Annotated in this window: 24 protein-coding genes and 2 tRNA genes; 15 read left to right on the forward strand and 11 right to left on the reverse strand. The window is 69.9% G+C overall.

The features are described 5' to 3' along the window. Positions 1-37 precede the first annotated feature (37 nt). From OG395_RS34000 to OG395_RS34010, 3 genes are all read right to left on the reverse strand, one after another. On the reverse strand, positions 38-769 hold the full coding sequence (locus OG395_RS34000) for a DUF2071 domain-containing protein (protein WP_327246339.1): 732 nt from the start codon (positions 767-769) through the stop codon (positions 38-40). Further along, positions 766-1104: a metalloregulator ArsR/SmtB family transcription factor gene (locus OG395_RS34005; protein ID WP_327246340.1), complete on the reverse strand. Its 339-nt coding sequence runs from the start codon at positions 1102-1104 to the stop codon at positions 766-768. Before OG395_RS34005 ends, OG395_RS34000 begins: the two co-directional genes overlap by 4 nt. A 156-nt stretch (positions 1105-1260) precedes the next feature. Then, the gene (locus tag OG395_RS34010; RefSeq protein WP_327246341.1) at positions 1261-1902 is read right to left on the reverse strand and encodes a superoxide dismutase; all 642 of its coding nucleotides are present in this window, start codon (positions 1900-1902) and stop codon (positions 1261-1263) included. A 189-nt stretch (positions 1903-2091) separates the two neighbouring features. Here OG395_RS34010 and OG395_RS34015 point away from each other — a divergent pair, with 189 nt between their 5' ends. Genes OG395_RS34015 through OG395_RS34025 form a run of 3 tightly spaced genes read left to right on the forward strand, consistent with a single transcriptional unit; the run spans position 2092 to position 3351 of the window. Continuing rightward, on the forward strand, positions 2092-2556 hold the full coding sequence (locus OG395_RS34015) for an FGGY family carbohydrate kinase (RefSeq protein ID WP_327246342.1): 465 nt from the start codon (positions 2092-2094) through the stop codon (positions 2554-2556). A gap of 13 nt (positions 2557-2569) precedes the next feature. Continuing rightward, positions 2570-2722, forward strand: coding sequence for a hypothetical protein (locus tag OG395_RS34020; protein ID WP_327246343.1), 153 nt, complete (start codon positions 2570-2572; stop codon positions 2720-2722). Then, complete coding sequence (locus OG395_RS34025; RefSeq protein WP_327246344.1) at positions 2719-3351, forward strand: histidine phosphatase family protein; 633 nt, start codon at positions 2719-2721, stop codon at positions 3349-3351. Before OG395_RS34020 ends, OG395_RS34025 begins: the two co-directional genes overlap by 4 nt. Here OG395_RS34025 and OG395_RS34030 read toward each other — a convergent pair. Both OG395_RS34030 and OG395_RS34035 read right to left on the reverse strand, forming a co-directional pair. Further along, entirely contained in the window at positions 3341-4756 is a 1416-nt protein-coding gene (locus tag OG395_RS34030; protein WP_327246345.1) for an amino acid permease, read from the reverse strand. The genes OG395_RS34025 and OG395_RS34030 overlap by 11 nt on opposite strands. 147 nt (positions 4757-4903) lie before the next feature. Continuing rightward, positions 4904-6313, reverse strand: a complete 1410-nt coding sequence (locus OG395_RS34035; protein WP_327246346.1) for an amino acid permease — start codon at positions 6311-6313, stop codon at positions 4904-4906. 254 nt (positions 6314-6567) lie between these two features. On the opposite strand from OG395_RS34035, the gene OG395_RS34040 reads away from it, so the two are divergent. After that, positions 6568-7164, forward strand: a complete 597-nt coding sequence (locus OG395_RS34040) for a biotin transporter BioY (RefSeq protein ID WP_327246347.1) — start codon at positions 6568-6570, stop codon at positions 7162-7164. 9 nt (positions 7165-7173) lie between these two features. Here the strand turns inward: OG395_RS34040 and OG395_RS34045 are convergent, their stop codons facing one another. Beyond that, the gene (locus tag OG395_RS34045; RefSeq protein WP_327246348.1) at positions 7174-8514 is read right to left on the reverse strand and encodes an FAD-binding oxidoreductase; all 1341 of its coding nucleotides are present in this window, start codon (positions 8512-8514) and stop codon (positions 7174-7176) included. 92 nt (positions 8515-8606) lie between these two features. Then, positions 8607-10070, reverse strand: coding sequence for an amino acid permease (locus OG395_RS34050; RefSeq protein ID WP_327246349.1), 1464 nt, complete (start codon positions 10068-10070; stop codon positions 8607-8609). 248 nt (positions 10071-10318) lie between these two features. On the opposite strand from OG395_RS34050, the gene OG395_RS34055 reads away from it, so the two are divergent. Next, a complete protein-coding gene (locus OG395_RS34055; RefSeq protein WP_266985667.1) occupies positions 10319-10807 on the forward strand; it encodes a ribose-5-phosphate isomerase in 489 nt (162 codons plus the stop codon). A 77-nt stretch (positions 10808-10884) separates the two neighbouring features. Further along, positions 10885-11694 carry an Fpg/Nei family DNA glycosylase gene (locus OG395_RS34060; protein WP_327246350.1) on the forward strand — a complete coding sequence of 270 codons (810 nt, stop codon included), beginning with the start codon at positions 10885-10887 and terminating at the stop codon, positions 11692-11694. A gap of 7 nt (positions 11695-11701) precedes the next feature. Here the strand turns inward: OG395_RS34060 and OG395_RS34065 are convergent, their stop codons facing one another. After that, complete coding sequence (locus OG395_RS34065) at positions 11702-12934, reverse strand: GNAT family N-acetyltransferase (RefSeq protein ID WP_327246351.1); 1233 nt, start codon at positions 12932-12934, stop codon at positions 11702-11704. 105 nt (positions 12935-13039) lie between these two features. On the opposite strand from OG395_RS34065, the gene OG395_RS34070 reads away from it, so the two are divergent. After that, positions 13040-14185: a PP2C family protein-serine/threonine phosphatase gene (locus OG395_RS34070; protein WP_327246352.1), complete on the forward strand. Its 1146-nt coding sequence runs from the start codon at positions 13040-13042 to the stop codon at positions 14183-14185. 126 nt (positions 14186-14311) lie between these two features. Here OG395_RS34070 and OG395_RS34075 read toward each other — a convergent pair whose 3' ends face one another. After that, positions 14312-15448 carry a cation:proton antiporter gene (locus OG395_RS34075; protein WP_266985673.1) on the reverse strand — a complete coding sequence of 379 codons (1137 nt, stop codon included), beginning with the start codon at positions 15446-15448 and terminating at the stop codon, positions 14312-14314. Between the two features lie 236 nt (positions 15449-15684). Between OG395_RS34075 and OG395_RS34080 the strand changes: the two genes are divergently transcribed. Genes OG395_RS34080 through OG395_RS34090 form a run of 3 tightly spaced genes read left to right on the forward strand, consistent with a single transcriptional unit; the run spans position 15685 to position 19520 of the window. Continuing rightward, positions 15685-16521 carry an ABC transporter ATP-binding protein gene (locus tag OG395_RS34080; RefSeq protein ID WP_442818628.1) on the forward strand — a complete coding sequence of 279 codons (837 nt, stop codon included), beginning with the start codon at positions 15685-15687 and terminating at the stop codon, positions 16519-16521. Then, positions 16521-19004: an ABC transporter permease gene (locus tag OG395_RS34085; RefSeq protein WP_327246353.1), complete on the forward strand. Its 2484-nt coding sequence runs from the start codon at positions 16521-16523 to the stop codon at positions 19002-19004. Before OG395_RS34080 ends, OG395_RS34085 begins: the two co-directional genes overlap by 1 nt. A 9-nt stretch (positions 19005-19013) precedes the next feature. Beyond that, positions 19014-19520 (forward strand): HD domain-containing protein, encoded by a 507-nt coding sequence (locus tag OG395_RS34090; protein ID WP_327246354.1) that lies wholly within the window; start codon positions 19014-19016, stop codon positions 19518-19520. Between the two features lie 5 nt (positions 19521-19525). Here OG395_RS34090 and OG395_RS34095 read toward each other — a convergent pair whose 3' ends face one another. Beyond that, on the reverse strand, positions 19526-20680 hold the full coding sequence (locus OG395_RS34095) for an acyltransferase family protein (protein WP_327246355.1): 1155 nt from the start codon (positions 20678-20680) through the stop codon (positions 19526-19528). A 481-nt stretch (positions 20681-21161) separates the two neighbouring features. Here OG395_RS34095 and OG395_RS34100 point away from each other — a divergent pair, with 481 nt between their 5' ends. Continuing rightward, positions 21162-21356 (forward strand): hypothetical protein, encoded by a 195-nt coding sequence (locus tag OG395_RS34100; protein WP_037698756.1) that lies wholly within the window; start codon positions 21162-21164, stop codon positions 21354-21356. An 88-nt stretch (positions 21357-21444) separates the two neighbouring features. On the opposite strand, the gene OG395_RS34105 is transcribed toward OG395_RS34100, so the two are convergent. Then, a tRNA-Gly gene (locus OG395_RS34105) sits at positions 21445-21518 on the reverse strand. Between the two features lie 165 nt (positions 21519-21683). Between OG395_RS34105 and OG395_RS34110 the strand changes: the two genes are divergently transcribed. The 4 genes from OG395_RS34110 to OG395_RS34125 all read left to right on the forward strand — a co-directional run bounded on the left by OG395_RS34110 (position 21684) and on the right by OG395_RS34125 (position 24954). Next, positions 21684-21760 (forward strand) — tRNA-Pro (locus OG395_RS34110). Positions 21761-21910: 150 nt separating this feature from the next. Beyond that, positions 21911-23305, forward strand: coding sequence for a trigger factor (gene tig, locus OG395_RS34115; RefSeq protein WP_327246356.1), 1395 nt, complete (start codon positions 21911-21913; stop codon positions 23303-23305). Between the two features lie 298 nt (positions 23306-23603). Next, a complete protein-coding gene (locus OG395_RS34120; RefSeq protein WP_327249541.1) occupies positions 23604-24209 on the forward strand; it encodes an ATP-dependent Clp protease proteolytic subunit in 606 nt (201 codons plus the stop codon). Positions 24210-24261: 52 nt separating this feature from the next. Beyond that, positions 24262-24954 (forward strand): ATP-dependent Clp protease proteolytic subunit, encoded by a 693-nt coding sequence (locus OG395_RS34125; RefSeq protein ID WP_266985683.1) that lies wholly within the window; start codon positions 24262-24264, stop codon positions 24952-24954. The last annotated feature ends 31 nt before the right edge of the window (positions 24955-24985 follow it).

Below are 24985 nucleotides of genomic sequence, written 5' to 3' on the forward strand. Positions count from 1 at the left end.
TACCGAGAGGGGTACGACGGGTCGATGGTGCTGCTCGTCACCGATGGGCGGCAGCCGGGGCCGGGAGCGGGCGCCAGTGGGCGGTGACGTTCCGCATGACCAGGACGCTGTCCAGCGCCGCGGTGCCGGGCGGGAAGCGGTCCGGGTCGTCGAAGAACGACGACTGTGCGGCACGGACCCGTCCTGCCTCCACCCGCCAGGCGTCCGTGTCCAGTTCCATGGCGTCGAGGCGGCGGCCCGAGCCCGCCGGGGAGAGTCCTCTGGCCCCTGCGCGGAAGAAGTCCGAGGCTTCCTGCAGGTCGGCGAAGAGTGCGCTGCCCCGCAGCTCGTCGGTGACCTCGGCGGTGACGTCCACCCGCACCTCGCCGTCCCGCGAGGCGAGCGCCACCCGCAGCTCGTCCGGCGTCTCGTGGACCGTGAAGTCGGCGCGGCCGTGCTCTCCGGGGAAGATGCGGCCGCCCGCAAGGGAGTTGAGCAGTGAGGCGGTGTCGCGGCGCGTGATGTAGACGCCGGTCTCGACGCCGTCAGGGCCGTCCCACTCGACGGAGATGCGATGCGCGGCGTTCTCGCTGCGCAGGCCCACCGCCGGGGGCGCCCAGGAGGGGCGGGTGGAGCCGAGGCGCAGGAGGCAGATGCCGGCGACGGCGTGGCCGCGTACCAGCTGGGGGCGCAGGTGACCCGGCAGTTGGCGGGCTGCGGCGGCCGGGTCGACCCGGTAGTTCACGAGCAGACGGCGTTCGATGACGCTGGAGATCCGGGGCTGCTTCATGACGGGCCGCCTTCTGTTTCCGTGGCGGACCGCCACGCGGTGTGGCGCAGGACGATCTGCTCGGGGCAGACGGCGCTGAGGAACCGTCCGATGCTGGTCGCCAGCCGGTCCTCGGCCAGGGAGTAGAGGATGCGGTTGCCGTCGCGCCGTTCGGTGACCAGCCCGGCGCCCTTCAGCACGCCGAGGTGGCGGGAGATCGACGGCGCGCTGATCGCGAACCGGCCCGAGATCTCCGCGGCCGCCAGTTCGCCGCCCCGCAGGTCCTCCAGGATCTGGCGCCTCGTCGGGTCGGCGAGGGCGCGGAAGGCGCTCGCTTCTTCATCGCTCTTTCCCATGATGCATGTTTAGCGCATGAGCTAACTAGCCAACCATGCAAGCAGGGTTGGCGAAGAGCCCCCGCGAGTCACGTCCTCGCGGGGGCTCTCCGTTCATCCGCCTGTCCGGTGAAGGTTGAGAAGACGATCACGAGACAGGACGCCTGTGTGCCCGGGTCAGGGGGCGAGCAGCAGTACGTCCGCGCGTTCCTTGGCGGCCGCATACCGCTTCGCCACGTCCTGCCAGTTGACGACGCGCCACATCGCCTCGATGAAGTCGACCTTCTGGTTCTTGTACTGCAGGTAGAAGGCGTGCTCCCAGGCGTCGAAGACCAGGATCGGGACCGAGCCCTGGCCGACGTTGCCCTGGTGGTCGTAGACCTGCTCGACGATCAGCTTGCCGCTGACCGGCTCGTACGCGAGAACGCCCCAGCCGGATCCCTGTGTGGTGGCCGCGGCCTTCGTCAGCTGGGACTTGAAACCGGCGTAGGAGCCGAAGGAGTCGGCGATCGCGTCCGCGAGGTCGCCGACGCCGTCCGCCGCGAGGGGCTCGCCGCCGCCGTCACCGCTCATGTTGTGCCAGTAGATGGAGTGCAGGATGTGGCCGGACAGGTGGAACGCGAGGTTCTTCTGCAGGCCGTTGATCGCCCCCCAGGCCTCCTTGTCGCGTGCCTCCTCCAGCTGCTCCAGGGTGTCGTTGGCGCCCTTGACGTAGGCGGCGTGGTGCTTGTCGTGGTGGAGCTCGATGATCTGCGGGTTGATGACCGGTTCGAGCGCCGCGTAGTCGTACGGGAGTTCCGGGAGCGTGTACGTGGCCATGGGGCGAACCCTCCAGCTGCTTTCATGTTGTTATTGCAACCTATATGCAAATGCAGGCTAGCAGGAGGAGGGAGCAGGCGCGGCCGCGCGTACGGGGAGGGGACAGCCGGACCCCTGCGTCGAACCGCCGCGCCGAAACGGGAACTCTCGGTGCACAGTGAGAAGTCCACAGAGGGAGCGGGTATGTGGATGGGTATCGACCTCGGCACACAGGGCGTCCGTGCGGTCGTCGCCTCCGACCGCGGGGAGATCCTCGGCAGCGGCGCGGCTCCACTGACCGGCGGACGCGACGGCGTGCGTCACGAGCAGCTGCCCGCGGACTGGTGGACCGCGGTGTGCGCGGCCACCCGGCAGGCGCTGCGCTCCGGGAGCGGGCCGCCGCGCGCCCTCGCGGTCTGCGCCACGTCCGGCACCGTCCTGCTCGCCGACCGCACGGGCAGGCCACTGATCACCGGGCTGATGTACGACGACGGGCGGGCGGCGGCTGAGGCGGTCAGGGCCCGGACCCCGCCGGCCGGTCCGCAGCGGTCACTGGAACCGGTTGCGCGCCGACATCCTGGGCCGACCCGTCCACATCCCGCTGTACAGCGAACCCGCCTTCGGCATGGCGGTCCTCGCCGCGTACGGGGCACGGGCCACCGCCACCCTGTATGAGACCGCGGGCCACATGGTCGGAATCAGGCAGGTCCTGCGCCCCGACCCGGCGCGCACCGCCCGCCACGCAGAGCCGTACCTCAAGCTGGTGGACGAACTGGAACGGCAGGGCCGGCTCTCCGGAACGCTCGCCACCCACGCCCGGTTCCGAACGGAGAGTCGATGACCAAGAGCCCGACCACCTTGTTCCTCGCCCGGCACGGACAGACCGTGTGGCACGCCGAGAACCGCTACGCCGGGGTCAGCGACGTCGCCCTCACCGACGAGGGGCGCCGCCAGGCCGAACAGTTGGCGCAGTGGGCATCCCGCCACCGGATCGACGCGATCTGGACGTCGACTCTCACCCGGGCCATCGAGACCGCCGAACCCGCCTGCTGGACGCTCGGCCTCGTACCCGGACGCGAACCCGATCTGCGGGAGTGCGACTTCGGGACGGTGGAGGGGCGCACCCTCGCCGAGTTCGCGGCCGAGGACCCGGAACGGGCGGAGGCGTTCCGGGCCGACCCGGTGATCAACGCCTTCCCCGGGGCCGAGGACCCGCGCGTGGCGGCGGCCCGGGGGACGACGGCGCTGCGCCGGATCGCGAACGGTCATCCGGGGCAGCGGGTCCTCGTCGTCGCGCACAACACGCTGCTGCGGCTGGTGCTGTGCGAACTGCTGTCGATCCCGCTCGGCGCCTACCGCCGCGTCTTTCCGCAGCTGCGGAACGCGGCGGTGAGCGAGGTGCGGCTGGGAGAGGAGGGCGGCGCGCTGCTCTCCCTCAATGTGCCGTGCGCACCGGACGTCAGCCCTTGACGGCCGCGATCCGCCGCTGCCGCACGACACCGATCACGATGAGTACGGCGGTCAGCAGACCGGTCGCCAGTAGCTGGTCACGCGTTTCGGGCTGGCGCAGCATCAGCAGGAAGATGCCGGCCATGGCCAGCAGCGCCAGCACCGTCCCCACCGGGAACAGCCACATCCGCACCACCAGCTTCTCGGGTGCCTCGCGCTCCAGCCGGCTGCGCAGTACCAGCTGCGAGGCCGCGATGAAGATCCAGACGACCAGGATCACCGCGCCGATCATGTTGAGCAGCCAGGGGAAGACATCGTCCGGGCGCCAGTAGCTGAGCAGCACGCAGAGGAAACCGAAGACGGACGAGACGAGAACCGCGTTGCGGGGCACCCCGGACGTGATCCTGCCGAGCCGCTGCGGGCCCTGGCCGCGGGCGACCAGTGAGCAGGCCATGCGCGAGGCGCCGTAGATGTTCGCGTTCATCGCGGAGAGCAGCGCGACCAGGATGACCACATTCATGATCTCCGCGGCGCCGCTGATGCCGAGGTGGTCGAGGGTCGCGTAGAACGGGCCGACCGTGGCGACCTTCGGGTCGTCCCACGGCACGAGCGTGACGATGACCGCCATCGAACCGACGTAGAACAGCGCGATCCGCCACATCGCCGTCCGCACCGCCTTCGCGACACCCCGAACCGGGTTCTCGGACTCGGCCGCGGCGATGGTGACCGTCTCGAGGCCGCCGTACGCGAAGACCGAGGCCAGCAGCCCGATGATGAAGCCGTTGGAGCCGTTCGGCAGGAACCCGCCGTCACCGGTGAGATTGGCGCCGCCGGGAGCGTCCGTACCGGGCAGCACGCCGAGGATCGCCAGCACACCCAGCGCCAGGAAGAGCGTGATCGCGGCGACCTTGAGTGCGGCGAACCAGAACTCGAACTCGCCGAAGTTCTTCACGGCGGCCAGGTTCGTGCCGAGGAAGACCACCATGAACAGCGCGACCCAGGCCCACTCCGGGGTGCCGGGCAGCCAGCCGGTGACGATCTTCGCGGCGCCGATCCCCTCAAGACCGACGGCGACACAGAGCAGCACCCAGAACGCCCACCCGGCGGTGAACCCGGCCCACGGACCGATCGCCCGCTCCGCATGGACGGAGAACGAGCCGGATGCCGGATTGGCGGCGGACATCTCGCCCAGCATGCGCATCACGAACATGACCAGCAGTCCGGAGATGGCGTAGGCGAGGACGATCGAGGGTCCGGCGGAGGCGATACCGGCGCCGGAACCGACGAACAGTCCAGCACCGATGACGCCGCCGAGGGCGATCATCGACAGATGACGCTGCTTGAGTCCATGGGTGAGGGCGGAGTCGACCGGGGCTGCGGAGACTTCGGAGCCGGCGGTGGGGGGAGACGCGGAGGTCCGAAACATGGACGTGCTCTGTTCGGTAGGCGAGACGGTGGACGAGGCCACAGTCTCTCCGCACCCCCGCCCACAGGGAACAGCTGTCCGCTATACGGGCACCGGGCTCACACATGGTGCACACGCGCGTACGCACCCGCGACGGCTCCGCCCCCATCAGCCCCGGCGCCGGTCCCGCACCTCCCGCGCCAGCGCCACGAGCAGCACCAGACCGGTCGCCCCCGCCGACCACAGCACCTGCGGCCGCGCCACGTCATCGGTCAGCATCAGTACGAGCACGGCCACCAGCGCGACCAGGGTCAGCCAGGTCAGCCAGGGGAAGAACCACATCCGCAGGGTCAGGGCCTCGGGCGCCTCACGTTCGATACGGCGGCGCAGCCGCAGCTGGGACGCGGCGATCAGCCCCCATACGAACAGCAGCACCGCGCCGACCGAGTTGAGCAGATAGAGGAAGACGGAGTCGGGCCACTTCAGATTGAGCAGTACGGAGACGAAGCCGAAGGCGACCGAGGCGAGCACCGCCCGCCGCGGCACCCCGCGCTCGCTCTCGCCGTCCCTGCCGCCCGACACCTTGAGCAGTCCGCGCGGCCCCTCGCCGCGCTCGGCCAGCGAGAAGATCATCCGGGACGAGCCGTAGAGATTGGCGTTCAGCGCGGAGAGCAGCGCCACGAACACCACGATGTTCATGATCTGCCCGGCCGATGGCACCCCGATCGCGTCCAGGACCTTGACGTACGGGCTCAGCCCGGCCTGCTGCGCGGTCCACGGCAGCACCGTCACGATCACCAGCATCGACCCGACGTAGAAGAAGAGGATGCGCACGACCGCGCTGCGCACGGCGCGCCCCACCGCACGCGCCGGATCCTCGGTCTCGGCCGCCGCGATCGTCACGACCTCCAGTCCGCCGAACGCGAAGACGACGGTCAGGACACCGGACACGACCCCGGCCCAGCCGTTCGGCAGGAAACCGCCGTGGCCGGTCAGGTTGGTCAGTCCTACCGGATCCGTGTCCGGGAGCAGACCGAAAATGGCCAGCAGTCCGAGCACGAGGAAGACCACGATCGCGGCGACCTTGAGCGCGGCGAACCAGAACTCGAACTCACCGAAGTTCTTCACCGCGGTCAGATTGGCGACGGTGAACACCACCATGAACACCAGCACCCAGACCCACTGGTCCACGGCCGGCACCCAGCCATGGGCGATCGTCGCGGCAGCGGTCGCCTCCACGGCGAGTACCACCACCAGCAGGAACCAGTAGAGCCAGCCCACACTGAACCCGGCCCACCGGCCGAGCGCCCGCTCCGCATGGACGGAGAACGAACCGGAGGCGGGCATCGCGGCCGACATCTCGCCGAGCATCCGCATCACCAGCATCGCGAGGGTGCCGGCGATCAGATATGACACGACGATGGCCGGGCCCGCGACGGCGATCCCGGCGCCCGAACCCACGAAGAGACCGGCGCCGATCACCCCGCCCAGTCCGAGCATCGTCAGATGGCGCTGTTTCAGCCCGTGCGCCAGCGGTTCCGGCTGGCTGGGCTCCGTGGGGGGAGGGGTGTCGTGCATGCGGTGCGGATCACTCTCGGATCATTTATGGGGAACCTACAGTCTCACGTTGCACGACCCTGCCCGGCTGACAGCCCCCTCCCGCCCCCACCTCAGTGACGAGCGTCACGCCGTCGCGTGCTTGCCCACCAGTCTTTGTGTGAACCCCACCAAGCCGCCGAGCGCCGCTTTGTGGGTGGCTGATGGTGATCGAGCGTTAACCCGTGGGCTAACGTCAGCCTGTCCCCACCTGCCCTCACCACCGCGGAGTCCCGATGAGCACTGCTGCCGCTGCCCCCGTCCGTACCGGAGCGGTCCTCGCCGACCTGCTGCCCGCAGCCCGGCACCGCTACGCCGTCGACACGGCCCTGGTCGTCGGCGGCGCCGCGCTCACCGGCATCGCCGCCCAGATCGCCGTCCCGGTCCCCGGCTCCCCGGTCCCCGTCACCGGCCAGACCTTCGCCGCGCTCCTCGTCGGCACCGCTCTCGGCGCCCGCCGCGGCTTCCTCTCCCTGGCTGTGTACGCGCTCGTCGGCATGGCGGGCATGCCGTGGTTCGCGGGCGGCAGCTCCGGCGCGGGCGGTGCCTCGTTCGGTTACGTCCTCGGCATGCTGCTCGCCGCCACCGTGGTCGGCGGCCTCGCCCGCCGCGGCGGCGACCGGTCGGTGCTGCGGACCGCGGGCACGATGGTGTTCGGCTCCGCGATCATCTACGCGATCGGTGTCCCGTACCTGGCGCTCTCCACGGGGATGTCGGCGAGCGCCGCGATCGCGGCGGGCCTGGTGCCGTTCCTGCTCGGTGACGCGCTGAAGGCGGCCCTGGCGATGGGCGCGCTGCCCACCGCCTGGAAGCTCGTCGGCCGCCGCGGCTGACACAGGGGGCTACTCGCCCTCGTAAACCCCTCCGAAGAGGCTCGCCGGGTCGTACTGCGACACCAGACCGGCGAGCCTATTCCGCGTCCGCTCGTCGTGGAGCCCCCCGGTGCGGTCGCCGCCACCGAACGAGAAGTTCAGCGAGCGCCCCACGGCCAGCGGCTCCAGCACGGAGGACACCTGTGCGTACAGGGCCCGTACCGCCGCCACACCGGTCCCGTCGAGCGGCGAGAGCAGGCGCAGCAGGAAGGCGGCGTCGCGGTACGGCACGGCAGTGGGCACCGGGGGCTCTGCGGCCAGTGCCCCGCCCAGATGGTTGATCTGGACCACGGTCATCATCGGGGCCTTCGGCCCGGTCAGCTCCAGGGCCCGCAGCGCACGATCCGCGTCCAGCCCGCTCAGCATCGCGCTGTCGCCGTAATAGGCGTGCGGGAACGGCGGGTCGCTGTGAATGGTGTGGCTGTCGGTGTACGGCATCTCCCGCAGCGAATCCGTGAGCGCGGGCCCGATCGCCCGCAGCGGGGCGACCAGCCGCTCGCCCTCGGCGGCACTGCCGGTGTACGCGACCCGCACCGAGATGACATACCTCCCGCGCAGCGCCTCCGGCAGCTGGGGGATGTCCGGGTAGGGGAGCGCCGCCACGGAGGAGGTCAACGCGTCAGGCACGGTCCGCGTCCACTCCAGATAGGTCCGCAGTACCTCGGACGCCGCTTCCCCGTCCGCGCCGTCGAAAGCGATCGAACCGCCGTACACCCGCGCCACCGGCACCAGCCCGATCTCCAGCGCGGTCACCACCCCGAGCCGGTGCCCGCCGCCCAGCAGCGCCCAGAACAGCTCGGGTTCCTTTTCGGGGGTGACATGACGCAGCCGGGCGTCGGCCGTCACCACATTCAGTGAGCGCACCCGGTCGGCGGCGTAGCCGAACGTACGGCCCAGCACTCCGAGCCCGCCGCCCAGCGTGTACGAGACGGCGCCGACGCTCGGCGCGGAGCCGTTCAGCGGGGCGAGGCCGTGCGCGGCTGCGGCCTCGACGACCTGCCCCCAGCGCACCCCTGCCCCGATCCGGGCGGTCCCGGCGGCGGCGTCGATGCGTACGTCGTCCATCCGGCGCGTACTGATCAGTACCCCGCCCTCGGCGGCGCCGGCCAGACCGTGCCCGGTGGCCTGGACGGCGACAGGCAGTCCGCGGGCGGCGGCGAACACGACGGCGGCCCGGACCTCGTCGGCATCGGTGGCGCCGACGATCAGTCCGGGCCGGAGCGTGAAACCGGTCTGGAAGCCGGCCAGTTCCTCCGCGTATCCGGGGTCGCCGGGGCGGAAGGTGAACTGGGCAGGCAACTGGTCGTTCATGGGGAGGCTCTCCGTTCGCCCGGTGAAAACTGCGGCAGGAGAGAGCCTCCCCGGTATACCTGACATCTGCCGTCAGGTATGGACGGGCCCGGTCAGGCGTCGGCGGACGCGTCCGCCGTGACCGCTCCGCTCTTGCGCTGCCGGACCTCACGTACCAGCGAGATCGCCACCACGACCGCCGCGACGAGCAGCGAGAGCAGCACCTGCTCACGGCCGCTGTCGTCGGTCAGCATGTAGACCAGCACGAACGAGATCATCGCGATGGTCGCCCAGGTCAGATACGGGAAGAGCCACATCCGTACGACCAGCTTCTCCGGCGACTCGCGCAGGATGATGCCCCGCATGCGCAGCTGGGTGAAGCAGATGACCAGCCAGACGAACAGGGCGACCGCACCGGACGAGTTCAGCAGGAACTGGAAGACGGTGTCCGGCCACTGGTAGTTGAAGAACACGGCGACGAAGCCGAAGACGACGGAGGACAGGATGGCCGCCTGCGGCACGCCCCGCTTGTTCGTCCGGGCGAACGCCTTCGGCGCGTCACCGCGGCCGCCGAGCGAGAACGCCATCCGCGAGGCCGTGTAGAGGCCGGAGTTGAGGCAGGACAGCACGGCCGTCAGCACGATGACGTCCATCACCTGGCCGGCGTGCGGGATGCCGATCGAGTTCAGTGCGGCGACATAGCTGCCGTCCTTGAGGATCGACGCGTCGTTCCACGGCAGCAGCGTCAGGACGATGAAGATCGAGCCCAGGTAGAAGACGGCGATCCGCCAGATCACGCTGTTGGTGGCCTTCTGGACGGCGCGCTGCGGGTTCTCCGACTCGCCGGCCGCCAGCGTCACGATCTCGCTGCCCATGAACGAGAAGACGACCATCAGCACACCGGTGAGGATGGCGCCCGGCCCCTTGGGGAAGAACCCGCCGGTGTCCGTGAGATGCGCGAGCCCCGAGCCGGGGTTGTCCGAGCCGGGCAGCAGCCCGAAGACGGCGAGCAGCCCGACGACGACGAATGCGCCGATCGCCACGACCTTGATTCCGGCGAACCAGAACTCGAACTCTCCGTACGAACCGACCGAGACCAGGTTCGTCGCGGTGAGCACGACCATCACGATCAGCGCCCACGCCCACTGCGGGACGCCCGGCACCCAGCCCTCCAGGATCTTGGCACCCGCCGTGGCTTCGACGGCGAGCACCACGACCCAGAAGAACCAGTACAGCCAGCCGATCGAGAATCCGGCCCAGCGGCCGAGGGCCTGGTCGGCGTATGCGGAGAAGGAGCCCGAGCTCGGACGGGCCGCGGCCATCTCGCCGAGCATCCGCATCACGAAGACGACCATGAGGCCGACCAGTGCGTACGACAGCAGGATGGCGGGACCCGCGGCGGCGATACCGGCGCCGGAGCCCACGAAGAGGCCGGCGCCGATCACCCCGCCGATGGCGATCATCGAGAGGTGACGATTCTTGAGACCGGCCTGGAGCCCGTCGGAGGAGCCCGGCTTGTCCGCCCGGTCCGGCTCGCCGGGCTGGTGGCCCGGCCCTGCCAGAGTCGTCTGCGTCATGGATCGAATCCTTACGTTCTGGATCACTCAGTTCCGCGGCTGTGCCGCTGCACGGTGGTGTGGCGGCGGAGTCTCAGCATTGAAGCCTGCGGAACCCGGGAAGCGGAACCCCCTCTTCCGGATCGTTGACCGGATCGTTGAGTGGGATTTCCCACACACCCCGCACGAGGGCTCCGCGGCTCCGGCCGGCCCGGAGGGTCCCGACCCCGATGACGGCTACCCCGCGCCGCGCATGCCACACTCGGAACATGCGCGTGTACCTCGGCTCAGACCATGCCGGCTTCGAACTCAAGAACCACCTCGTCGAGTGGCTCACGGCCCATGGCCACGAAGCCGTCGACTGTGGCCCCCACATCTACGACGCCCAGGACGACTACCCGCCGTTCTGCCTCCGCGCCGCCGAGAGGACGGCCGCGGACGCGGGCAGCCTCGGCATCGTGATCGGCGGCTCCGGCAACGGCGAGCAGATCGCCGCCAACAAGGTGAAGGGCGTGCGCGCCGCACTCGCCTGGAGCGAGCAGACCGCCGCGCTCGGCCGCGAGCACAACAACGCCAACGTGGTGGCCATCGGTGGCCGGATGCACACGGTGGAGGAGTCGACGAAGTTCGTCGAGATCTTCCTCGCCACGCCGTACTCCGGCGAGGAGCGTCACACCCGTCGTATTGAGATGCTGACGGCGTACGAGACGACGGGCGAGCTTCCCCCGATCCCCGCCCACCACCCGCAGCAGGGCTGACCGCCCCACACACCCCGTGCCGCCGGCCCGCCCGGCGGCACAGCCATTTCCCCACCCGACCGAGGAGAGCCACCACCGTGCCCGAGGGACACACGATCCACCGCCTGGCCGCGGACCACCGCGACCGGTTCCTGGGCGGGCCGGTGCGGGTGAGCAGCCCGCAGGGCAGGTTCTCGGACAGCGCGTCGCTCCTCGACGGCCGTGCGTTCACCGGCGTCGACGCGCACGGCAAGCACCTGTTCCTCGGTTTCGAGGACTTCGGCTGGGTCCACATCCACCTGGGACTGTTCGGCAAGCTCCGCTTCGGTACGACACCGGTACCGCCGCCCACCGACACGGTCCGCCTGCGCCTGGCCAACGACGAACACCACGCGGATCTGCGCGGTCCGACCACCTGCGCCCTGATCACGGAACCCGAGAAGCGCGCGATACACGACCGGCTGGGCCCGGACCCGCTACGGACCGACGAGGACGGCGAACGCGCCTGGCAGCGGATCTCGCGCAGCCGCATCAGCGTCGCCGCCCTGCTCATGGACCAGAAGGTCATCGCGGGCGTCGGCAACGTCTACCGAGCCGAGGTCCTCTTCCGCCACGGCATCGACCCGTACCGGCCGGGCAAGGACCTCGGGCGTGCGGAGTGGGACGCGATCTGGGCTGACCTGGTGATGCTGATGCGCGAGGGGGTGCGGAACAACCGCATCGACACGGTCCGCCCCGAGCACACGCCGGAGGCGATGGGGCGTCCGCCACGGGTCGACGACCACGGCGGCGAGGTGTACGTGTACCGCAGGGCCCGGCAGGCCTGCCACATCTGTGGCGGCGAGATCCGCACCGCCGATCTCGCCGCCCGCAACCTCTTCTGGTGCCCGGGGTGCCAGAAGGCCTAGAGAGCCCCTAGAACCCCCGGGGCAGCCACGGGGCCGCGTCCGACAAGAACGCCGACGACGCCTCCGCCAGCGCGCCCGCCTGCAGCTCCCGTACCCGCCCGGCCAGAGCCAGCGAGCTCAGCGACTCGCCGCCCAGATACGCGGAGCCCAACTCCCGTACCGAGAGCGCGAGATCGGCTGGGTCGTCGGTGCGCCGGCACGACGCGGCGCCCTTCGCGTCGGCCGTGAGCCGCCAACGCCCCGCGTTCCAGGGGCAGAACGCGTCCTCCACCTCGAACACCACGTCCAGCGGGCCCCGGTACGTCCGGGCCTCCAGCGCCGCTCCCAGCTCCACCAGACGCACATGGAGTGAATCGCGGACCCGGATGTTGCACCGCCGCACGTCCGACACCAGGTGCAGCACGGCGTCGTCGACCGGCCGGTTCCGGGCCACGACCGTCGTCATCAGGTCGATCTCGAAGACGAACCGCCACAGCGCCGCGTACGCCGCCGGGTCCAGTGCGGCCAGGTCGTTGACCACGACGGTGCCCTTGGGGCCGGCCGGCTCCCACTCCGGCTTGATGTGGTACGTCACATTGCCGACGATCTTCCCGTCCCGCTCCGCCAGTACGCACTGCTGCGCCGAGGAGCCCTGCCGGTGGGCGACCGGGTCGACCATGGGCTTGCGCTCCCAGCCGGGCGCGTGGGCCGGGACGCCGGGACGGCCGGAGACCAGCTGCTCGTACACGCTCTCGCACGCCGCCATCGCCTCGTCCGGCTTCGCGTGGCGCAGCCGCACCTCGTCCGTGCCCGGCGGCACGTCCAGCCGGATCCGGTCCTTCTCGATCGTCAGGGACATCTGTCGCGAGGCGGCGCCGTAGCCGAACCGGCCGTAGATCACCGGTTCCGAGGCCGTCAGTACGGCGAACGGCTCGCCCAGCGCGCGGATGTCGTCCAGCTGGCGGCGCATCATCGAGGTCAGCAGCCCGCGCCTGCGGTGCGTGGAGGCGACGCTCACCATCGTGATCGCGGCGGCGGGCACCAGCGCCCCGCCCGGCACTGCGACCCGGAAGCTGAACGCCCCCGCCGTGCCGACCACGTCGTCACCGTCCCAGATGCCGAGCGACCGCTCGGGCTCGGTCAGCTGCTCGAACAGCTCGCGTTCCTCGGGAGTCTCCGGGTCCCCGCCGAACGCCAGCTCCAGACACTCGAACCATTCGTTCCATTCGGATGGCTGCAGTACGCGAAGCTCAGTAGTCATGGGCCATCCCTACCAGGGGTACGGCAGACGGGCGACCCGATTTCGAACGCATTGTCACAGGGGTCCCCCTGCACCGGAGGCGCCCGGGTGGATAAGGTCCCCGCAATGGCCCGTCGCGCAAGAGCAGACTCGTACCCGGCCCGATTGCGGAAATCGGCGCACCGGGCGCGCATCGCGCTGCGCAAATCCGGGGTCGACTACTTCCGGGGTGACGGCTCCGACTGGATCGCTCTGGCCGGACTGCTGCTCACCATCCCGGCGATCACCTGCGGCACGCTGCTGAACGCGGTGTGGTGCGCCCCGGCCGCGCTCGTGCTGCCGATCGTCGCGGGCGGTCTGCTGCTGCGGCCGGCCAGTCTGCTGGGGCTGTACGCGACCGCTGCCGCGGCCCTGATCGTGGAGTCCATCGCGCTCGGCCCGTACGGACAGGGGGCGGCCCGGGTCACCCCGGGCACCGTCCTGGTTGTCGCGGCCTGCGGCTTCTTCGGTCTGATCGTCGCCCAGTTCCGGGCCAGGGTCGGAGTGCCCTGGCGGCGAGGCGGCACCATGCTCTTCGACCTGCGCGAACGCATCCGGGTGCAGAGCGCCCTGCCACGCCTGCCGCAGGGCTGGCACCGGGAGATGGCGCTGCGCCCCGCGGGTGGCCAGTCGTTCTCCGGCGACTTCGTCGTCGCGGCCCGCACCAATGGCGGCCGCACCCTGGAGGTCGTCCTCACCGATGTGTCCGGCAAAGGCATGGACGCGGGGTCCCGCGCCCTGCTGCTGTCCGGTGCCTTCGGCGGTCTCCTCGGCTCACTGCCGCCGCACGGCTTCCTGCCCGCGGCCAACGGCTATCTGCTCCGCCAGGACTGGGACGAGGGCTTCGCCACCTCGATCCACCTGGTGCTGGACCTCGAATCGGGTGACTACGAGCTCCTCTCCGCGGGCCACCCGCCCGCCCTTCAGCTGCACGCGGGAAGCGGTCACTGGGAGGAGATGGCCGCGGAGGGCCCGCTGCTCGGGGTGTACGACGGGGCACAGTTCGACGCGGTGAAGGGTTCGCTTGCCCCTGGCGACGTCCTGATGCTGTTCACGGACGGCCTGGTGGAGGCGTCCGACCGGGACATCGCGGAGGGTATCGACCGGCTGACCGGCGAGGCGGACCGCTATGTCGTCACCGGCTTCGAAGGCGCGGCCTGGCATCTGATCGAGGCCTGTGCGAAGGATGTCAACGACGACCGGGCGCTGCTGCTCCTGTCCCGCCGCCACTGAACCGTTTGTCACCGCCCCGAACCGGGCTTCCGTCAAGGGAAGTCGGCCCGCCACCCGAACGTGGGGCAACGGCCGCTCTCCGGGTGCGGGACACGGAGGTCCGCACCCGGAGAGCGCCTGTCCCGCTCAGGACCCCGGCAGGATCCGGGCCAGCCAGTGGGACCGCCCGGCGGCCAGTGGCGCGAGGACGGCGAGGACCAGGACATAGCCGGCGATGAACGGGGAGAGCCGTTCGTCCAGCCCCGCGCCCGCGGCCATCGTGGCGAGGATGAGCGCGAACTCGCCGCGGGCCAGCAGCGTGGTGGAGATGTTCGCGGTGGCCTTCGGTCCGAAGGCGTACACCTTGGCGGTGGCCATCCCGGCGAACACGTTCATGGCGAGCGTCACCGCGGCGGCGGCCAGCACCGGCCAGAGCACGTTCGGCAGATCGCCCGGGTTGATCGAGAGTCCGAACGCGAAGAAGAAGATCGCGCCGAAGGCATCCCGCAACGGGTGGACGAGTTTGAGGATGCGGGCGCCCGACGTGGTGCTGCCGAGCATCAGGCCGACCATGAACGCGCCGATCGCGTCCGCGACCCCGAACCACTCCGAGACACCCGCCACGAAGACCGCGGCGCCGAGGAACGAGATGACGAGCAGTTCGTCGTCGCCGGTGTTGATCACCTTGCCGATGGCCTTCGTGCCGAAACGGGCCACCAGGGCGAGCAGCAACAGGAAACCGAACGCCTTGCCGCCGTCGACCACCGCCGCGGCGAGGTCGTCGGCGCCGGAGAGGATGGGCTGGAGAGCGGCCAGATAGAGGGCGAGGAAGACGTCCTCGACGACGATGATGCCGAGGATCGGCTTGGTCTCCGGGTTGCCGATGCGCCCCAGGTCCACCAGGACCTTGGTGACGATGGCCGACGACGATATGCCGAGCACCCCGGCGAGGACGAGTGCCTCCGACGTACCCCAGCCGAGCGCGAAGCCGAAGCCGAGCCCGGCGCCGACGTTCAGCGCGAGATACGTGCCTCCGGCCAGCGCCATCTTGCGCCCGCCCGCTTTGAGGTCGTCGAGGTGGAATTCGAGGCCGAGGTAGAAGAGCAGCAGCACGAGCCCGAGTGCGGAGAGCATCTCCAGGTCGTGCGGGTCGGCGACGAGGACGATGCCGGGGGTGTGCGGGCCGAGCAGGATCCCGGCCAGGATGAACAGGGGAATGGTCGGGAGGCCGATCCGGCCGCCGACCCGGGCGAGAACAGCGGCGGCGAGGAAGGCGCCGCCCATGGCGATGAGCGTGTCTGCGTGTCCGATGAGCCTGATCCTTCAATAGGTCAAGAGAACGTCAAGAAATCGTCAGTAATTAGTTTACCGAACGACTTCGGGTGGACCGGAGCGCCCCGGTGGGGTTTGCCCCACCCCTGATCCGCCAGCAGCCGCCATGTCCTTGGCCCACCCGTGATCCGTAGGTTCGGAGGCACCGAGCGACACCCGCTCGCGAAGGGCTACGGAAGGCGGACACCATGGGACTGCGACGCACCGGACAGGGCGCGCAGGACGGGCAGCACACGGCGCACACGTTCGAGGGGCACGGCTCATCGGACATGGCCGTCGAACTGCGCGGTGTCCGCCGGCAGTACGGTCGCGGCGCATCCGCCGTCCACGCCCTGCGTGGCATCGACCTCGCCCTGCCGCGCGCCACGTTCACCGCCGTGATGGGCCCCTCCGGCTCCGGCAAGTCGACCTTCCTGCAGTGTGCGGCCGGGCTCGACCGCCCCACCGAGGGTTCCGTACGCCTCGGCGGCACCGAGATCACCGGCATGAGCGAGAACAAGCTCACCGAGCTGCGCCGTACCCGCCTCGGCTTCGTCTTCCAGGCGTTCAACCTGCTCCCGTCGCTGACCGTCGAGCAGAACGTCGTCCTGCCGATGAGGCTCGCCGGGCAGCGCACCGGCTCCGCCCGCAGCCGCCGCGAAGCCGCCGAGATGCTCGGCCGGGTCGGGCTCGGCGACAAGGGGAACCGCCGCCCCGGCCAGCTCTCCGGCGGTCAGCAGCAGCGCGTCGCCATCGCCCGCGCCCTGGTCACCCGCCCCGACGTGGTCTTCGCCGACGAACCGACCGGCGCGCTGGACACCACGACCGCGGCCGAGATCCTCGTCCTGCTGCGACACGCGGTGGACAGCCTCGGCGCGACCGTCGTGATGGTCACCCACGACCCCGCGGCCGCCGCCTACGCCGACCGTGTGCTCTTCCTCGCCGACGGTTCGATCGCGGACAGCCTGCCGCGTGCCCGCGCCGAGCAGATCGCCGCCCGGATGACCGCGCTGACGGCCCCCGCCCACGCGGGAGCAGCAGCCTGATGTTCGCTCCGCACCTCCCGAACGGTCTCGCCCGCGCGGCCATCCGCTTCAAGCCCTCCTCGTTCGTGGGGACCTTTGTCGCGCTCCTGATGGCGGCGGCGATCGTCTCCGCCTGCGGCATCCTCCTGGAGACCGGAACCCGTGCCTCCGTTCCCGCCGAGCGCTATGCGAAGGCGCCGGTGCTGGTCGCCGCGGACCAGCAGGCGCATCTGAGGGCCGGCAGTGGCGAGAACGCATACGACGCGACGGCCCCGCTCCCCGGCACCGCACGGCTGCCCGAAGCCCTGGTACGGAAGGCCGCCTCGGTCCCGGGCGCGGCAACCGCGATCGGGGACGTCACCTTTCCCGTACACCTGGACCGCACGCCACTGACCGCACACGGCTGGGGATCCGCCGTCCTCACCGGGACACGGCTGCTCACCGGCGACGCACCGGAAGCCGGCGACGTCGTCGTTCCCATCGGCGCCGAGGGCCACGTCGGAGACCGCATCGCCCTGGACACCCCGGCAGGCATACGGGACTTCCGCATCTCGGGCACGACCGACGGCGCGGCAGGCACTGCCTGGCTCACCGATCAGCAGGCCGTCGCCCTCTCCGGACACCCCGGCCGCGTCGACGCCATCGCCGTGCTCGCCGCCCCCGGCACCCCCACCGCCACCCTCGCCGACCAGGTCACCCGGGCCGTCGGCCGCACCGCGGCCGCCCAGGTGCACACCGGCGACGACCGTGGCGCCGCAGAGGACACCGGGCTGGCCGGAGCCAAGGAGCTCCTCATCGGACTCGGCGGTTCCTTCGGCGGGGTCGCCGCCATGGTCGCCGTGTTCACCGCAGCGGGCACCGTTGCCCTCTCCGTCGGCCAGCGCAGCCGCGAATTCGCCCTGTTGCGCGCCATCGGCGCCACCCCGCGCCAACTGCGCCGCACCATCGCCACCGAGTCGCTGCTGGTCGCCCCGCTCGCCGGAGCCCTCGGCTGCCTGCCCGGAATCGCCCTGGCCCACTGGTGGTTCGGCCAACTCCGGGCGAAGGGCGCCGTCCCGGACGCCGTAGGCCTGCACATCTCCTGGCTGCCGCTCACCGTCGCCACGGCCGTCACCATGGTCACCGCGCTGTGCGCCGGATACACCGCCGCCCGCCGGCCCTCGAAGACCAAGCCGGGCCTCGCCCTCGCCCAGTCCGCCGTGGAACGCCCCCCGTTCGGCTGGATCCGTACACCGCTCGGTATCGCCGCCCTCATCGGCGGTGCGGTCTTCGCGGGCGTCGCCGCCTCCGAGACCGGGGAGGACGCGGCCAACGCCGCACTCGGTGTCGTCATGCTCTTCATGCTCGCGGTCGGACTGCTCGGCCCGCTGCTCGCCCGCCTCTGCGCCGCCGTCCTCGGTCTCCCGCTGCGTGCCGCAGGGGCATCCGGTTCGCTGGCCGCCGCCAACTCCCGTACGAACTCCCGTCGGCTGGCCTCCGCGATCACCCCGATCGTGCTCGCCATGGCCTTCGCCTCGACTCTCGTCTTCATGCACACCAGCGAGGAACGCGTGACCGCACACCAGCAGCGCGACGGCATCATCGCCGACCACATCGTCTCCGCGCCGGCGGGGCTCGCCTCCGACGCGACCGCCCGCGCCGCCGCCACGCCCGGCGTCTCCACGGCCGTCGGACTGCTCCGCGCCTCCGTCCTGGTCCCCGCGGGCAGCGGCGGCGAACGGTGGCTGCAGAGCGCGTCCGCCCAGGGCGTCATCGGATCAGGGCGCGACCTCACCGAGGTCCAGGACCTCGACGTCCGTACCGGATCGCTCACCGGACTGCGCCCCGGCACGGTCGCCATCGACACCACACTCGCCGAATCGGCACATCTCGCCACCGGCGACCGGCTCGCGCTGCGGCTGCCGGACGGCACGCGAGCATCCCCGCAGATCGTCGCCGTCTACGGCCGCGGCCTCGGTGTCTCGCTCGTCACCCTGCCGGCCACCGACCTGCGGACCCATGTCACCTCGCCGTACGCCTCCGACGTCCTCGTACGGTCCACCCCGGCCGCCGCGCAGAAGCTCACCGCGCTCGGCACCGTCACCGACGCGTCCGGCTACGCCGCCGCGCGGAGCCAGGACCGTGAGCTCAACGCCTGGGCCAACACCACCATGGCCGCCGTCCTCGGCGGATTCGCCGCAGTCGCCGCCGTCAACACGCTGGTCATGACCGTCCTCGACCGTCGCCGCGAACTCGGCATGCTCCGCCTCGTCGGTTCCACCCGCCGCCAGGTCATGGGCATGATCCGCTGGGAGGCGCTGCTCGTCACGGTGGCCGGAATCGCACTCGGCACAGGGATCGCGCTGGCCACGCTCAACCCGATGATGAAGGGCCTGACGGGCGAAGCCCCGTACATCCCACCGGCGCTGTACGGGTCGTTCGTCGCCGCGACCGTCGCTCTCGGCCTCGCCGCCGTCACGCTTCCGGCCCGTGCCGCCCTGCGCCGGACGGCCGCACGTCCGTAGAGTCGGCCCATGCCCGCACCCCGCAGCAATCCGACCCTGGCCGAAGTCGAGGCGATCGCGCGCACTGCCCACGCGGATCAGAAGGACAAGGCCGGACGCCCCTACGCCGAACACCTCGCCGCCGTCGCGGAGGGCGTACGGGCGAGGGGCGGCAGCGACGAACAGATCGCGGCGGCCTGGCTGCACGACGCCGTCGAGGACGAGGTGCTGTCCGAGGAGTGGCTGGCCCGCGCGGCCCTGCCGCAACAGGTCAAGGACATGGTCCTCGCCGTCACCAAACGGGACGGCGAGGACCTCGCCTCGTACACCGGGCGCATCCTCGCCACCCCCGGCGCCCTGCTGATCAAGGAGTCCGACCTCGCGCACAACGCCGATCCGGACCGCCTCGCGGTACTGGACCCGGCGACGCGTACCCGACTGACCGCGAAATACACGCAGGTACGCGCGCTGCTCGGGCTCACCCCTGGCGAACCGCCCGCCGACCGTCCGGATCCGGCCAACACCGCGGGCGACTGATCCACTCAGAGCCTGGCGGCGTCCCGCCGGAAGGCCCAGTGCATGTCCGGTTCGGTCGCGAAACGCAGCACCCGCCGTACGGGTGGCGTACACATCAGCGTCACCGCGGCGGCCGCGGCCAGGGAGACGAGGACCAGGCCGGCCGGCTCGGCGAGCCACGTGTACCGGTCGAACACCCCGGCGTAGCCGACGCCCTTGATCAGGAACCCGTGCAGCAGATAGCCGCAGATCGTTCCGGAGCCCAGCACCGTGAACCACATGCGGCGGCGCGGCACCCAGGCCAGGAACCCGATGGTGAGCAGCAGCGCACAGCCGAACATCGCCAGCGTCATCACCGCACCCGACCACCACGGAGCGCCCATCTCCGGGGCGCTGTTGCTGCGGTAGAACCAGCCCAACTGCATCCGCGGCGCCGCCCAGTACGCGAACACGATCGCCCCCGCGAACAGCGGCAGCGCCAGCAGTCGCACCTCACGTCGGCGCATCAACTGGAAGTGTTCGGGCTTCAGTTGGAGACCGAGCACGAAGAACGGAAGGAACTGCAGGACCCGCTGGAGGTCGAGATCGTCGCCGATCGTGGGGGAGAACGAGGCGAGTACGGCGATGACGAGCGCGACGGGCATCGGATGGCGCAGCGCCTGCCACAGGGGCGTGGTGATCCGCCAGATGAACAGCGCGCACAGGAACCAGGTGAGATACCAGGGGTCGAGCAGGCTGATCGGATGGTCCGGCGAGTCGTCCGCGTACCGCTTGAAGAGCGAGTACGCCGTCTCGAACACCACATAGGGCACGGCGACGCCGGTGACCAGGCGCTTCACCTTCTTGGCGCTCAGGTCGAACGAGCGGGAGAAATAGCCGGAGACGATGATGAAGGCCGGCATGTGAAAGGTGTACGCGACCATGTACAGCGCACGGGTGGTCCGGCTCCCGTCCATCACGGGTTCCCATGCGTGCGCCACGGCGACCAGCACGATCGCCAGGTATTTGACGTTGTCGAAGTAGGCGTCACGCCGCTTCGCGGGCTCGGCCGCAGGAGGCTTGTTCGCCACCGGTGCGGGGGCTGTCGCGGTGGTGGTCCTGCCTCCGTCCGGTCTGGGCTCCGGCTCCCGGGTCGCCGGGGAGATCGGGTCCCTCTGAAATACGTTCGGAGCGTGGAACATCCAAAGCACCTTAGACGTCTCGAATGCAATTCGTAAAACGGCCATCGGATATCGCGTGTTCCCGCCCATTCGAAAGTGAAACCACCCGAAAGATGCCCGCTATGACCTGATTGATCCGCCTTAAACGGTGCATATCGGCAGGCGATTGAGGGGAGTGAATTTCATCGCATCAGGGTTGGCGAAATGCATGTGAATGATGTGTGTGGATATGGAAATCATCACAGCCATGCACCATTTGAACCGGGCCTGGCGCGGCCCCGGTGCGGCCCCGGGACGGTTCCGGCGGAGCGCCGGCAGGTGCGCCGTGAGGGTTGTGCGCCCCTCGCGCACGCGGGGCGTGAGGATGGCGAGATCCGGACAGTCCGATGCGTCACCTGGCAGCAACCATGGGGGAGTTGGTGGCACGATGGACGTAACGGAGGAGTGTCGGGATGCACGCCTCCGGGCCGGCAAGGCGGACCGACCAAGGGTGTGATCAGTCGTGGCCATTTCACTGTCTGTGGTGCTGATGTTGGCGATCATCCTGGTGGTCCTGATCCGCAGCGGCTCCATCAAGGCCGGACCCGCGGTCGTCGCGGTGCTCTTCGGCTTCTTCCTGGCATCGACCGGCATGGCGCCGTCGATCAACAGGTTCATGAACTCGATAGCGGAGACGATCAGCAACATCTCCTTCTGACGCGCCGTCGGCCGGCCCCGTAGGGGCGGGTCCCCGAACGCATCAGGGCCAGGTCGGAGAATGTTCTCCGGCCTGGCCCTGAGTGGCATGGAGCGGGCGACGGGAATCGAACCCGCGTAGCTAGTTTGGAAGACTAGGGCTCTACCATTGAGCTACGCCCGCGAACGCCGCACCGCAGGTCACGAGGACCGCGGCACGAAGAGCATCGTAGCGGGTCGCGGACGGTCTGCGCACACATGGTTGCGGCACCGGGTGCCGCGATCCGCGCCGCTCCCGAAAAGCGGCCTGTGCACCGCCTGTCGGCATGTACCCTACGTGTCGCACCGACGGGGTGTGGCGCAGCTTGGTAGCGCGTCCGCTTTGGGAGCGGAAGGTCGTCGGTTCGAATCCGGCCACCCCGACCACCAGCAAGATCGCATTGTGGGAGTCATCCCCCTTGCCGTTACTATGCAAAATGCGTGCCCGTGTGTCTGATGTACCGGGCTCGATCCGCGGAGCCGCTGTCCGGTGGCCGAGCAGAACCCCAAGAAGTCAGCCACCAAGGAGACCGAACCGTGAAGAGCGCCGTGGAGACCCTGAACCCGACTCGGGTTCGGCTCAGCATCGAGGTGCCCTTCGAGGAGCTCAAGGACAGCCTCGACGCGGCGTACAAGAAGATCAACCAGCAGGTCACGGTGAAGGGCTTCCGTAAGGGCAAGATCCCCAATCGGGTCATCGACCAGCGGTTCGGCCGTGGTGCTGTGCTGGAGGAGGCCGTCAACGACGCCCTCCCGAAGTTCTACACCGAGGCTGTCAACGAGGGTGAGCTCAACGTCCTGGGCCAGCCCGAGGTCGACATCACCGAGCTGAAGGACGGCGAGCTGCTGGCCTTCACCGCCGAGGTCGACGTGCGCCCCGCGATCGAGATCCCGGACTACTCCGGCATCGAGGTCACCGTGGACGCCCTCGAGGTCACCGACGAAGAGGTCGAGAAGGCCGTCGAGCAGCTCCGCGAGCGCTTCGCTTCCACCAACCCGGTCGAGCGCGCCGCCGCCGAGGGCGACGTCGTCACGATCGACCTGCAGGCCAAGGTCGACGGCGAGGTCCTGGAGGACGGCGTGGCCGAGGGTGTCTCGTACACCATCGGTTCCGGTGAGCTCCTCGACGGCATCGACGCTGCTGTCACCGGCCTGGAGGCGGGTGGCGAGGCCACCTTCACCTCCGAGCTGAAGGGCGGCTCGGCCGAGGGCAAGGAGGCCGAGGTCACCGTCAAGGTCACCGCGGTCGCCGCCCGTGAGCTCCCGGAGCTGGACGACGAGTTCGCCCAGATGGCGAGCGAGTTCGACACGCTCGACGAGCTCAAGGCGGACAGCCGTACGCGCCTGGAGAACACCAAGCAGTACGACCAGGCCACCCAGGCCCAGGAGCGCGTCCTCGAGGAGCTCCTGAAGCTCGCCGAGGTCCCGATCCCCGAGAAGCTGCTCGCGGACGAGGTCCAGACCCGCAAGCACAACCTGGAGCACCACCAGCTCGGCCAGATGGGTCTGACCCTGGAGAAGTACCTGGAGATCCAGGGCAAGACGGTCGAGGAGTTCGACGCCGAGACCTCCGAGCAGGCCATCAAGGGCATCAAGACCCAGTTCATCCTTGACGAGCTCGTCAACAAGGAGAAGCTGAACGTCAACCAGGAGGAGCTCACCGAGCACCTCATGCGGCGCGCTGCTTCCTCCGGCATGAGCCCCGACCAGTTCGCCCAGGCCGTCGTCGAGGGCGGCCAGGTGCCGATGCTCGTCGGCGAGGTCGCCCGTGGCAAGGCACTGGCTGTGGTCGTCGAGGCCGCCAAGGTCGTCGACACCAATGGTGAGGTCGTCGAGCTGGAGGACGAGGAGGAGCTCGAGGAGGCCATCGAGACGGTCGAGGCCGCCGAGGGCACCACCGAGGCCGCTGCCGAGGAGAAGAACGAGGCCTGAGCCTCGCGCTGAACCCGTGCGACGGGCTCCGGACGCTGAGCGTCCGGAGCCCGTCGTCGTCTCGCGGCAGAGTCCCGCGCAGCGGGCCCCGAGCTCCCCGTCCGGTGCCGCGGAACCCTTGTGCGCACTGACCAGCTTGCGCTCCCAGCGAACAGTTGCGGAAGCGGGATGGCGTTGTCCTACCTGCGCGTTAGGGTCCATGAATAGGAAGGGCAGGGGAGTCCCCGCCCGCCCGGTACGAAGACGCTGAGACGGCCGGAGCCGTCAGAGACGAGCAGGTGGATACGTGACGAATCTGATGCCTTACGTCGCCGGAGAGCCGTCCCTCGGTGGTGGCCTCGGCGACCAGGTCTACAGCCGACTGCTCGGCGAGCGCATCATCTTCCTCGGTCAGCAGGTCGACGATGACATCGCCAACAAGATCACGGCGCAGCTGCTTCTCCTTGCCGCCGAACCCGACAAGGACATCTACCTCTACATCAACAGCCCCGGCGGCTCGGTGACGGCAGGCATGGCGGTCTACGACACCATGCAGTACATCCCGAACGACGTGGTCACCATCGGTATGGGCATGGCGGCCTCGATGGGCCAGTTCCTGCTGACCGGTGGCACCGCGGGCAAGCGCTTCGCGCTCCCGAACACCGACATCCTCATGCACCAGGGTTCGGCCGGCATCGGCGGTACCGCCTCGGACATCAAGATCCAGGCGCAGTACCTGCTCCGTACGAAGCAGCGGATGGCGGAGATCACCGCCCGTCACTCCGGTCAGACCGTGGAGACGATCATCCGCGACGGCGACCGCGACCGCTGGTACACGGCGGAGGAGGCCGTGGAGTACGGGCTGATCGACGAGATCATCTCCGCCGCATCGGGCGTTCCGGGTGGCGGCGGCACCGGGGCCTGAGCCCCCCCTGCCCGCCCAGCCCACAGCCCTCAGCCCTCAGAACGCCACCAGGATGGTGAACACCGACATGAGCAACTACCCCGGCCTCCCCGGCGCATCCGCCAGCGGCCTCTACACCGGCCCGCAGGTGGACAACCGCTACATCGTTCCGCGCTTCGTGGAGCGCACCTCGCAGGGTGTGCGGGAGTACGACCCGTATGCGAAGCTTTTCGAGGAGCGCGTGATCTTCCTCGGCGTGCAGATCGACGACGCGTCCGCCAACGACGTCATGGCGCAGCTGCTGTGCCTGGAGTCGATGGACCCGGACCGCGACATCTCGATCTACATCAACAGCCCCGGCGGCTCGTTCACCGCGCTCACCGCGATCTACGACACGATGCAGTTCGTGAAGCCGGACATCCAGACGGTCTGCATGGGCCAGGCGGCCTCCGCCGCCGCGGTCCTGCTCGCCGCCGGCACGCCCGGCAAGCGCATGGCTCTGCCCAACGCCCGTGTGCTGATCCACCAGCCGTCCTCGCAGACCGGCCGTGAGCAGCTCTCCGACCTGGAGATCGCGGCCAACGAGATCCTGCGGATGCGCACCCAGCTGGAGGAGATGCTGGCCAAGCACTCCACCACGCCGCTGGAGAAGATCCGCGACGACATCGAGCGCGACAAGATCCTGACCGCCGAGGACGCCCTCGCCTACGGTCTCGTCGACCAGATCGTCTCCACCCGCAAGAGTGCGGCCGGAGCGATGGCCTGACGTCGGCCTTTATCCCTTGGCGCGGTGGTTT

This window comes from Streptomyces sp. NBC_01320 (assembly GCF_035974375.1).
Classification (GTDB): domain Bacteria; phylum Actinomycetota; class Actinomycetes; order Streptomycetales; family Streptomycetaceae; genus Streptomyces; species Streptomyces yanii.

Excerpts from the sequence above, each read along its gene's own strand:
- OG395_RS34080 (WP_442818628.1), top strand. The coding sequence starts at position 15,685 with ATGGGACTGCGACGCACCGGACAGGGCGCGCAGGACGGGCAGCACACG.
- OG395_RS34065 (WP_327246351.1), bottom strand. The coding sequence starts at position 12,934 with ATGACTACTGAGCTTCGCGTACTGCAGCCATCCGAATGGAACGAATGG.
- OG395_RS34120 (WP_327249541.1), top strand. The coding sequence starts at position 23,604 with ATGCCTTACGTCGCCGGAGAGCCGTCCCTCGGTGGTGGCCTCGGCGAC.
- OG395_RS34030 (WP_327246345.1), bottom strand. The coding sequence starts at position 4,756 with ATGTTTCGGACCTCCGCGTCTCCCCCCACCGCCGGCTCCGAAGTCTCC.
- OG395_RS34095 (WP_327246355.1), bottom strand. The coding sequence starts at position 20,680 with ATGTTCCACGCTCCGAACGTATTTCAGAGGGACCCGATCTCCCCGGCG.
- OG395_RS34055 (WP_266985667.1), top strand. The coding sequence starts at position 10,319 with ATGCGCGTGTACCTCGGCTCAGACCATGCCGGCTTCGAACTCAAGAAC.
- OG395_RS34125 (WP_266985683.1), top strand. The coding sequence starts at position 24,262 with ATGGTGAACACCGACATGAGCAACTACCCCGGCCTCCCCGGCGCATCC.
- OG395_RS34085 (WP_327246353.1), top strand. The coding sequence starts at position 16,521 with ATGTTCGCTCCGCACCTCCCGAACGGTCTCGCCCGCGCGGCCATCCGC.
- OG395_RS34035 (WP_327246346.1), bottom strand. The coding sequence starts at position 6,313 with ATGCACGACACCCCTCCCCCCACGGAGCCCAGCCAGCCGGAACCGCTG.
- OG395_RS34015 (WP_327246342.1), top strand. The coding sequence starts at position 2,092 with ATGGGTATCGACCTCGGCACACAGGGCGTCCGTGCGGTCGTCGCCTCC.
- OG395_RS34020 (WP_327246343.1), top strand. The coding sequence starts at position 2,570 with ATGGTCGGAATCAGGCAGGTCCTGCGCCCCGACCCGGCGCGCACCGCC.
- OG395_RS34040 (WP_327246347.1), top strand. The coding sequence starts at position 6,568 with ATGAGCACTGCTGCCGCTGCCCCCGTCCGTACCGGAGCGGTCCTCGCC.
- OG395_RS34000 (WP_327246339.1), bottom strand. The coding sequence starts at position 769 with ATGAAGCAGCCCCGGATCTCCAGCGTCATCGAACGCCGTCTGCTCGTG.
- OG395_RS34075 (WP_266985673.1), bottom strand. The coding sequence starts at position 15,448 with ATGGGCGGCGCCTTCCTCGCCGCCGCTGTTCTCGCCCGGGTCGGCGGC.
- OG395_RS34010 (WP_327246341.1), bottom strand. The coding sequence starts at position 1,902 with ATGGCCACGTACACGCTCCCGGAACTCCCGTACGACTACGCGGCGCTC.
- OG395_RS34045 (WP_327246348.1), bottom strand. The coding sequence starts at position 8,514 with ATGAACGACCAGTTGCCTGCCCAGTTCACCTTCCGCCCCGGCGACCCC.
- OG395_RS34070 (WP_327246352.1), top strand. The coding sequence starts at position 13,040 with ATGGCCCGTCGCGCAAGAGCAGACTCGTACCCGGCCCGATTGCGGAAA.
- OG395_RS34050 (WP_327246349.1), bottom strand. The coding sequence starts at position 10,070 with ATGACGCAGACGACTCTGGCAGGGCCGGGCCACCAGCCCGGCGAGCCG.
- OG395_RS34005 (WP_327246340.1), bottom strand. The coding sequence starts at position 1,104 with ATGGGAAAGAGCGATGAAGAAGCGAGCGCCTTCCGCGCCCTCGCCGAC.
- OG395_RS34025 (WP_327246344.1), top strand. The coding sequence starts at position 2,719 with ATGACCAAGAGCCCGACCACCTTGTTCCTCGCCCGGCACGGACAGACC.
- OG395_RS34090 (WP_327246354.1), top strand. The coding sequence starts at position 19,014 with ATGCCCGCACCCCGCAGCAATCCGACCCTGGCCGAAGTCGAGGCGATC.